11 protein-coding genes are annotated in these 7,394 nt (G+C 32.0%); 3 read left to right on the top strand and 8 right to left on the bottom strand.

What is annotated here, in order from left to right:
* Together B4E95_RS02345 and B4E95_RS02340 are read left to right on the top strand one after the other, a co-directional pair.
* On the top strand, window positions 1-287 hold a 287-nt coding region (locus tag B4E95_RS02345; RefSeq protein ID WP_291089645.1), incomplete at its 5' end, for a transposase.
* A 12-nt stretch (window positions 288-299) separates the two neighbouring features.
* On the top strand, window positions 300-608 hold the full coding sequence (locus B4E95_RS02340; protein ID WP_221856095.1) for a hypothetical protein: 309 nt from the start codon (window positions 300-302) through the stop codon (window positions 606-608).
* On the opposite strand, the gene B4E95_RS02335 is transcribed toward B4E95_RS02340, so the two are convergent.
* The 3 genes from B4E95_RS02335 to B4E95_RS02325 are packed head-to-tail and all read right to left on the bottom strand — an operon-like array spanning window position 605 to window position 2,326.
* Entirely contained in the window at window positions 605-1,072 is a 468-nt protein-coding gene (locus B4E95_RS02335) for a hypothetical protein (RefSeq protein ID WP_291089642.1), read from the bottom strand. The genes B4E95_RS02340 and B4E95_RS02335 overlap by 4 nt on opposite strands.
* An 11-nt stretch (window positions 1,073-1,083) precedes the next feature.
* Window positions 1,084-2,142, bottom strand: a complete 1,059-nt coding sequence (locus B4E95_RS02330; protein ID WP_291089639.1) for an NAD(P)/FAD-dependent oxidoreductase — start codon at window positions 2,140-2,142, stop codon at window positions 1,084-1,086.
* Between the two features lie 40 nt (window positions 2,143-2,182).
* The gene (locus B4E95_RS02325) at window positions 2,183-2,326 is read right to left on the bottom strand and encodes a hypothetical protein (RefSeq protein WP_291089636.1); all 144 of its coding nucleotides are present in this window, start codon (window positions 2,324-2,326) and stop codon (window positions 2,183-2,185) included.
* Between the two features lie 144 nt (window positions 2,327-2,470).
* Here B4E95_RS02325 and B4E95_RS02320 point away from each other — a divergent pair, with 144 nt between their 5' ends.
* Entirely contained in the window at window positions 2,471-3,268 is a 798-nt protein-coding gene (locus B4E95_RS02320; RefSeq protein ID WP_291089633.1) for an endonuclease/exonuclease/phosphatase family protein, read from the top strand.
* 107 nt (window positions 3,269-3,375) lie between these two features.
* On the opposite strand, the gene B4E95_RS02315 is transcribed toward B4E95_RS02320, so the two are convergent.
* From B4E95_RS02315 to B4E95_RS02295, 5 genes are all read right to left on the bottom strand, one after another.
* Complete coding sequence (locus B4E95_RS02315) at window positions 3,376-3,759, bottom strand: hypothetical protein (protein WP_291089630.1); 384 nt, start codon at window positions 3,757-3,759, stop codon at window positions 3,376-3,378.
* A 76-nt stretch (window positions 3,760-3,835) separates the two neighbouring features.
* A complete protein-coding gene (gene gldN / locus B4E95_RS02310) occupies window positions 3,836-4,738 on the bottom strand; it encodes a gliding motility protein GldN (RefSeq protein WP_291089627.1) in 903 nt (300 codons plus the stop codon).
* Between the two features lie 23 nt (window positions 4,739-4,761).
* Complete coding sequence (locus B4E95_RS02305) at window positions 4,762-6,282, bottom strand: GldM family protein (protein WP_291089624.1); 1,521 nt, start codon at window positions 6,280-6,282, stop codon at window positions 4,762-4,764.
* A gap of 97 nt (window positions 6,283-6,379) precedes the next feature.
* On the bottom strand, window positions 6,380-7,051 hold the full coding sequence (gene gldL, locus B4E95_RS02300) for a gliding motility protein GldL (protein ID WP_291089621.1): 672 nt from the start codon (window positions 7,049-7,051) through the stop codon (window positions 6,380-6,382).
* Between the two features lie 35 nt (window positions 7,052-7,086).
* Window positions 7,087-7,394: SUMF1/EgtB/PvdO family nonheme iron enzyme (locus B4E95_RS02295; RefSeq protein ID WP_291089618.1), on the bottom strand; the 308-nt coding region annotated here is incomplete at its 5' end.

Here is a 7,394-nt window from a genome sequence, read left to right as displayed (position 1 = left end):
AAATTGACTTATTTAATGAAGTTAATATACGATTAGAAACACCGAAAAGATCCAATCAAAAAGATTATAAACCTCAGTTTTATCCATTCAAAAAGTATCGAAAAAGAATTGAAACTTTATTTTCTCAACTATGCGATCAGTTTATGATTAGACGAAATTATGCAAAGACTTTAGAAGGATTTAAAACCAGAATTTTAGCTAAAATTACTGCACTTACTGTGGTTCAGTACATTAATAAAACATACTTTAATCGAAATATTAATAATCTAAAAACTCAAATTATTTAAAATGCACAACGGGTGAAGAAATATATTGCATTATTCTCTTTCGTTATGATTACGACGTCATCATTTTGTCAAAATTATAATTTAAAAATTGATTCTTTGAGTAGTAAACAAACAACTAATTTTAATCGATTTAATAGTTTTGTTTATAAAACAAATCTTGAAAAAGATTTAAAACTAATTCCATCTAACAGAAAAATAGATCTAAATAATCCAAATTTTGGAAAAGTGAATTATGATATTTCTAACCCGAATAAATCGACTGATTTACCAAGTTTTTTCATTCATGGTGTATCTAATTTAATTGAGAGTCTACTAAATTAATTCTTAACCTTTATTTTGTAACTCAAAAAATACAATACAAAACTGATTAAAATCGAAAAAGTTGCTGGAACAAAATAAGCCAATGCAAGATTTTTGGTTGCAATAAAATTAATTGGAAGATTAATTAATCTGAATTGAAAAACTAAAAAACACAATACAACTATCGTTACAGCTATTTTCCAATCGTAATTGCGTTTGTGGTTTATCACTGAACATAAAATATACGCCAAAACAATACCTACAAAACTCAAAATTGTTTTCATTGTAGCTAAATGTTTCAATTTTTCGCTGATTCCGAATTCGTCACTTTTTCTGACCAAAAAAGCAAAATTATCTTTACCCATTGAATGAATTAATTCAATCAAATCTAATTCAGCCAAAACGTAAAATTGTTGAATTCCTAAGAATAACAAAACGCTTGCTACAAGTTGAATTGCGAATATTTTTATGTTAAAGTTTTTCATTCGAAATTGTTTTAAAATCGATCATAGAAACGTGCAATGTCCGCTTCTTTATCAATCGGTTGATTATTCTCTAAAAATTCGTACAAATCATCCACCATCACAGGCGCTAACATTGTTCCACGCGTTCCCATTCCATTCAAACAAATCAATTGTTGATGCGTTGGATGCGCTCCAATAATCGGACGACGATCGACAACTGTTGGACGAATTGACGCATGTTGTTCCACTACTTCAAAATCATCTTTGAAAAAATTCTGAACACCTTCAACCAAATATTTTTTAGCTTCTTCAGTATTTTCATAATTCACATGATCGCGATCGTAAGTTGCACCTACAAAATATTGATTATTTTCTAAAGGCATCAAAAATTCTTTTCCTTTCACAACTGCTTCGGGTAAATTGGCATCAGTTTCAATTTTCAACACTTCACCTTTTACACCAATTACAGGTAAATTTTTGAAATAAGGATTGTTCAAAATATTATAACCTTCAGCAAAAATTATTTTAGTTGATTCGATTTTTTTATAGCTCGTTTGATTATCATTTAATTTTAACTCATTGAAATCAAAAGTCTCATCAAGAAACAAATCATTTTCAACTAAATAATCTTTAAAATCAGCCAGAAGATTTGTCAAATCAACACGACCTGTATGTAAAACTTCGCCGGAACCAATCGGAGAATTGATTGAGGAAAAATCATTCAGTTGTTCTGTATCTGTTGCTAAATAATCAATCAAATCTGGATGAGTCATCGCTTTTTTCAACCACGTTTTTTTCTCTTGTTCGTCATTAAAAATTCTATAAACTGGAAAATTGTAGATATATTTTTTGTTTAACAATTGTTCAAAATCACCAAAAACCTCGCGTAATCTTTTGATTTGTTTTGTCGCATTCCAAACAATTGAAAATCGTTTTAGCACTACAGGATTAAAAATTCCAGCAGCAATAGCCGATGCTTTATGAAAATGATTATCAATTACCACAAAAGATTTCTTTTCTTTCAACAATTTCATCGCCATACAACTCCCTGCAACACCTTGACCTACGATGATATATTCTACTTTTTTCAATTTCTAAAATTTGATTACAAAGGTAAATAATGTTTCGGTTTTACTTATCTTTATTCTTAAAATCAACCATTTTATGCAAATATTCTATACCATAATTTCTTGCCTTATTATCCTTTCCGTCATTATTCCATTCATCAAACATACACATTGGACGGTTAGAGTTTTTGATTATCCACGATTTCAAAAATTTGCTTTGGTAATTGCTACTTGCATTTTATTCATTTTTGTACCTAAAACTTCAATTACAATAAGTCTATTTATTTGCTTAGTTTTTACGGCGATTTATTTGCTTTGGGTCATTATTCCTTATTCTCCTTTTGGTAAAAAAATGATTGAACAAGTAACCTTAAAACCAAATGAAAAACCGCTTGATTTACTTGTTTATAATGTTTTGCAAGACAATACGAAATATCAAAATTTGGTTGAATTAATTAAGAAAAGAAATCCTGATATCGTTTTTTTATTGGAAACAAACAACGAATGGATGGAACAAATAAAAGAAGCTACAAACGATTTTGAGTACAAAATAGAAGTTCCGTTAGAAAATACTTATGGATTATTGTTTTACTCTAAATTACCTATAAAATATCAAGAAATTAATTATTTAATCAGCACAGAAATTCCTTCTATCATTGCTGATATCGAATATAATAATCAAATTGTGCGTTTGTATGGTTTACATCCAACTCCGCCAGTTCCGCAAGAAAATGAAGAAAGTGCTGAACGCGATGCTGAGATTTTAACAATTGGCAAACAAGCGAAAGAATATGGAAAAGCGTGTATTGTTTTTGGCGATTTGAATGATGTTGCGTGGAGCAGAACAACACGTTTATTTTTGAAAACTTCGCAACTTTTAGATCCTCGTCGTGGTCGTGGAATGTTCAATACTTTTCATGCGCATCATTGGTTCTTACGTTGGCCTTTGGATCATTATTTTTTGAGTTCGCAGTTTCGATTAATTGATATGATACGAGAGCCAAATATTGGTTCGGATCATTTTCCTATCAGTATTCAAGTTGTTTTGCGTAGCGATGATGATTCGGGAGAAATGAAATTGGACCATGAAGAGAAGATTGAAGTTGAAGAAAAAATAGAGGAAGGAATTGAAAAAGGAGATGCGAATTAGATTTTAGATTTTAGATTTTAGATTTTAGATTTTAGATTTTAGATTTTAGAAAGTTAAATTCTTATAAATACATAAACAAGAAAATCCAGTAGATGACTGGATTTTTTCTATTTTAATTCTATCATAACCATTCCAAATAATTCGCCTCTTCTTCCGTAAAGAGCTTCGATTGTTTTATCTTTTTTATACTCAAAAGATTTTAATTGATCTACAGAAATATCATTCAAATCTTTCAATTTCATCGATTCAAATTTACCAGAGTTTCTTTTTATCTGCACACTAAGCTCATCAGTGTTTATCAATAGTTTCTCTCCTTCAAAAGTATTTAATGAATTAATGTAAATGCTCTCTACAAACTCTTTTAAAGTTTTTCTATCTGAGCTTTCATCTAATTTTGTTGTTGTTTTTTTAATAGAGTTCGTTAAAACTTTTTGTTGTCCAAAACTATTAATTGATATTATTAGTAATGATAATAATAAAATATTTTTCATGGCTTTTATTTAATTTGAACTAAAGTTATAACAAAAAATCCAGTCAAATGACTGGATTTTTTGTTTTGTATTCTGATTAGTAATTCCACATATCAGCTTCTGACTGAATGATAGAATTTCTAATTTTGTGATGTTCTTCTAATTGACCTTTCGCATCATTTGGAATGTAATCATCAATCATTTTCGTTCCATACATTGTTTGAGCTTTGTAAATAATAGAACTAAATCTACGTGCATTTAACATCTCATCGTAAGTAATTGCCGAATTTGAATTGCTTGGATTGAATACAGTTGCATTCACCAAAACGTTACGCGCATCTGGATACCAAATCCAGAATAAATCTACAAAAGCTCCATCAGCAAACTCTGTTCCTAACGATTGCGCATCAGGTCCCATAATTGCTAAACCTAACAAACGATATTTTAATTCTCCTAAACGACGGTCGATGTACCATAGACCTTTCGTTTTTACCATTTTGATATCGTCAGATTTAATTTTATAATTAAAAATAGCAGCTTCATCAGGAGTTTCTCCAGCAGCTTTCATATCGTAGTAATACTGTTGTGTATCTTTCTTCTCATTACGAGCCATAATTTGCTCATAACTCATTTTAGTTTGAAAGTACTCATCGTCGTAAACTTCTCTAATCTTTTTGCTACGAACTCCGTCAACCAATACATCGTATAATGATTTAGAATTTTGCACTAACTCATCACCAGATCTATAATAAGGTTGATTTAGACGCTCATTCAAATCAATTACTTCCCATACAACCTTCGACCATAAAACATCTTTATCTTCGATAAAGCCATATTTCATAGGATCTTGAGCTGTACTTACTGTATCTCCAGCTTCATCAACTCTTGTTTTATTTTCGCGGTCTCTTCTTAACTGTTCTGGTGAAACAGCGTTAAGAACATTTTGCGCCATTGTAAGAGTTGAGAAAAAACTCATTAAACCAAACAAAAGATACTTCATATTTTAAATTTTTACTTTTTAAATTATTGTACTTGAATTGCGATAGATGATGCTTCTCCAGTTACTCCTGAATTTGTACGATATTTAATATCGAACACACCAATTACATCGCCTTTTTTCGCTTTCGAAATTGCTCCAGCCGCTCCTGACATTTTATTTCCAGAAACACGTACTGTTGCTTGACCTGGTACTCTTACATTGAAAGATGTTACTTCACCCGAAATTGGGAATAAGAAATCTGGCCAATCTACACGAATTGTTTGTGCTGCAATTCCATTATCTGGAATAGCTGGACTTGTATTTCCTAAAATTACACCACGTGCTGGTGGAACTGGTTTGATACGGAATGTTTCGCGAACAGATAATGTTTTACCAGAACTTGCTCTCGCAGATGCCGTAAATACGACTTCGCTTCCTCCTCCAGGCGTATAATTCCATTTGTTAGCACCCGCTCCAGAAGGACTTCCAGAAGAAGCGCTCAAACTAACTGGTCCATTCGCTCCATTAATTGTAGCAGAAATAGGGTTAGTAACTCCACGGTAAACTACACGTAAATTATCTGCAACAATAGAACCTCCTGTTGGATCATTCTGAATAACTTCTTTAAACTTAACATCCGATGTTTGCGCTACAACTTGGTAAGTTGATGGTGCAATTTTTACCGTTTTCGTTTGTCCATTTGACACATATGTAATGTTACCTGTTAATTGGTGCATACCAACTGATGATGTATTCAACTTAATAGATGCTTTACCATCTACAACAGCAGCAGAACCAACACTTGTAGAAACAGAACCTTTGATTGAATTATCGTAAGCTCCTAAAACTACATTAAGAACAGCTTCGTCACCTACTTTCACAACACCTGGCGATAAGAATAAACCTTGGAATGCATCCAACTCAATTTTTTCTTCTAATTTACCAGATAATAATGCTCTTACTAAGTTACCTTCTTCTGTACGTGCATCCATTTGCATTTTAGATAAATTCGTTAATGAGGCAACCATTGGTTGATCATAGAATTTTTCTTGCATCCAGCTTTGATTTTTCGTTTTTGGAGTTGTTCCAAAGAATTCGTTGATACGAGCTTCAGCATTTTTAGCATCAGGACTTTGCTTAGCGAAAGTCATTAAGAAATTTCTGAAACCATCAATTTTGTTTGTAAACTCTTGTGCTTTCTCATTTCCTTTATCACCTCCTTTTCCTTTAAAGAATAAAGAAACTACAGGCTCCGTATTAGACAATGCATTGTAATCTGTATCTTCTGATCCAGAAACAAAATCAGCACCAGCTAATTCTTTTTTCAATCCATCGATATAAGCAACAAAATCATTTGTTTGCTTTTTAACTTCTGCAGCATCTGCTTGAGTTTTTGCATAAGTTGGGTCGTCCTTCGCTTTTAGATCAATTTGACCATAGAAGGTATCGTTATTTGTTTTCGTTAAAGTCGTTGTTGACTCTAAAGAAGTATTTATCGTTTCGAAAGATCTCAACACCTCACGATCCACGTTCAAAGCCATCATTGCAATGAACACGAGATACATCAGGTTGATCATCTTCTGACGTCCGGTTAGTCTACCACCTCCTGCCATAATAATTTATAGAATTAATGAATAATTAGTTTAATTTATCGTGCAATGATTAGTTGTTTTTCATTGCAGAAAGCATACCTCCGTATACTTTGTTTAATGCATTAATGTTAGCAGAAAGCTCTTGCATTTCTTTCAAGAATTGCTCTGAACTACCTGAAGATTTTTGCATTTCTTCGATAAATTGTTTATTTAATTCTACTTGTTTTTGGCTATTAACGATTTGCTCAGCATAAACAGCATTTAATTGACTGATGTTAGTTGATGCTTTTGCAATTTCGTTGCTATATTGTTCTGTTGAAGCGACAGCAGATGTTGTTGTATTTAATTCGTTAACAGCTGAACCAAATTTGTCTAAAGAACCACGTAATCTTTCGAAAACTTCTTTGTCTAATTTAGCATCTGCTAATACTTTGTCTAACTCAGCAGTTAAGTTATTTCCTGCAGTTGCAACAGCAGCAGTTTTTCTTTGTACTGGCTCTCCGCTTAATAATTCTGGATAAGCTTTTTCCCATTCGTAGCTTCCTTCTGGTTTATCAAAAAATGCTGAATATAAGAAAACGAATGCTTCAGCTACTAATCCGATTGTTAAGATTAAATTGGCTGATATTGGTCCTAAATTAGTGTGTGTAATTTTACATAATGCCCCGATAATTACTACTGCGGCAAAGAAATTATACAAAAAATTTGTAAGAAGTTCTTGTTTTGAAGCTTGTACTGCCATAAGAGTGCTTTTTATTAAATTATTTTATTAATAGGTTATTTGGTTTTTCTAAAATTTACTTTTGATCCTTCTGGGAAAGATTGTACTGTACGGAATCCGATGAAACTTCTTGCAGAATCTTTGTGTTCCCAATCGCGAGATGATACCATCAATAAGTATCCAACATCTTTCCAAGATCCTCCTCTAACACTTCTGTTTACTTCTCCAGACATTGTAATTGACGGATTAAGTGATGAAGACATTGTGTAAGATGATCTGTTGTAAGGAGAACTTGTCCACTCAGCTACGTTACCAGACATATCATACAATCCGTATCCATTCGCTTTGAATGTTTTTACAGGAG

Source organism: Empedobacter sp. UBA7494 (genome assembly GCF_002478465.1).
Classification (GTDB): Bacteria; Bacteroidota; Bacteroidia; order Flavobacteriales; family Weeksellaceae; genus Empedobacter; species Empedobacter falsenii_B.
Note: the sequence above shows the minus strand (reverse complement) of the source record. Positions and strands in the feature narration are given on the sequence as shown.

What these genes read in the sequence shown, in the direction of transcription:
- B4E95_RS02335 (WP_291089642.1), bottom strand. Translation starts at nt 1,072, where the DNA reads ATGAAAAACTTTAACATAAAAATATTCGCAATTCAACTTGTAGCAAGC.
- B4E95_RS02320 (WP_291089633.1), top strand. Translation starts at nt 2,471, where the DNA reads ATGATTGAACAAGTAACCTTAAAACCAAATGAAAAACCGCTTGATTTA.
- B4E95_RS02315 (WP_291089630.1), bottom strand. Translation starts at nt 3,759, where the DNA reads ATGAAAAATATTTTATTATTATCATTACTAATAATATCAATTAATAGT.
- gldN (WP_291089627.1), bottom strand. Translation starts at nt 4,738, where the DNA reads ATGAAGTATCTTTTGTTTGGTTTAATGAGTTTTTTCTCAACTCTTACA.
- B4E95_RS02305 (WP_291089624.1), bottom strand. Translation starts at nt 6,282, where the DNA reads ATGTATCTCGTGTTCATTGCAATGATGGCTTTGAACGTGGATCGTGAG.
- gldL (WP_291089621.1), bottom strand. Translation starts at nt 7,051, where the DNA reads ATGGCAGTACAAGCTTCAAAACAAGAACTTCTTACAAATTTTTTGTAT.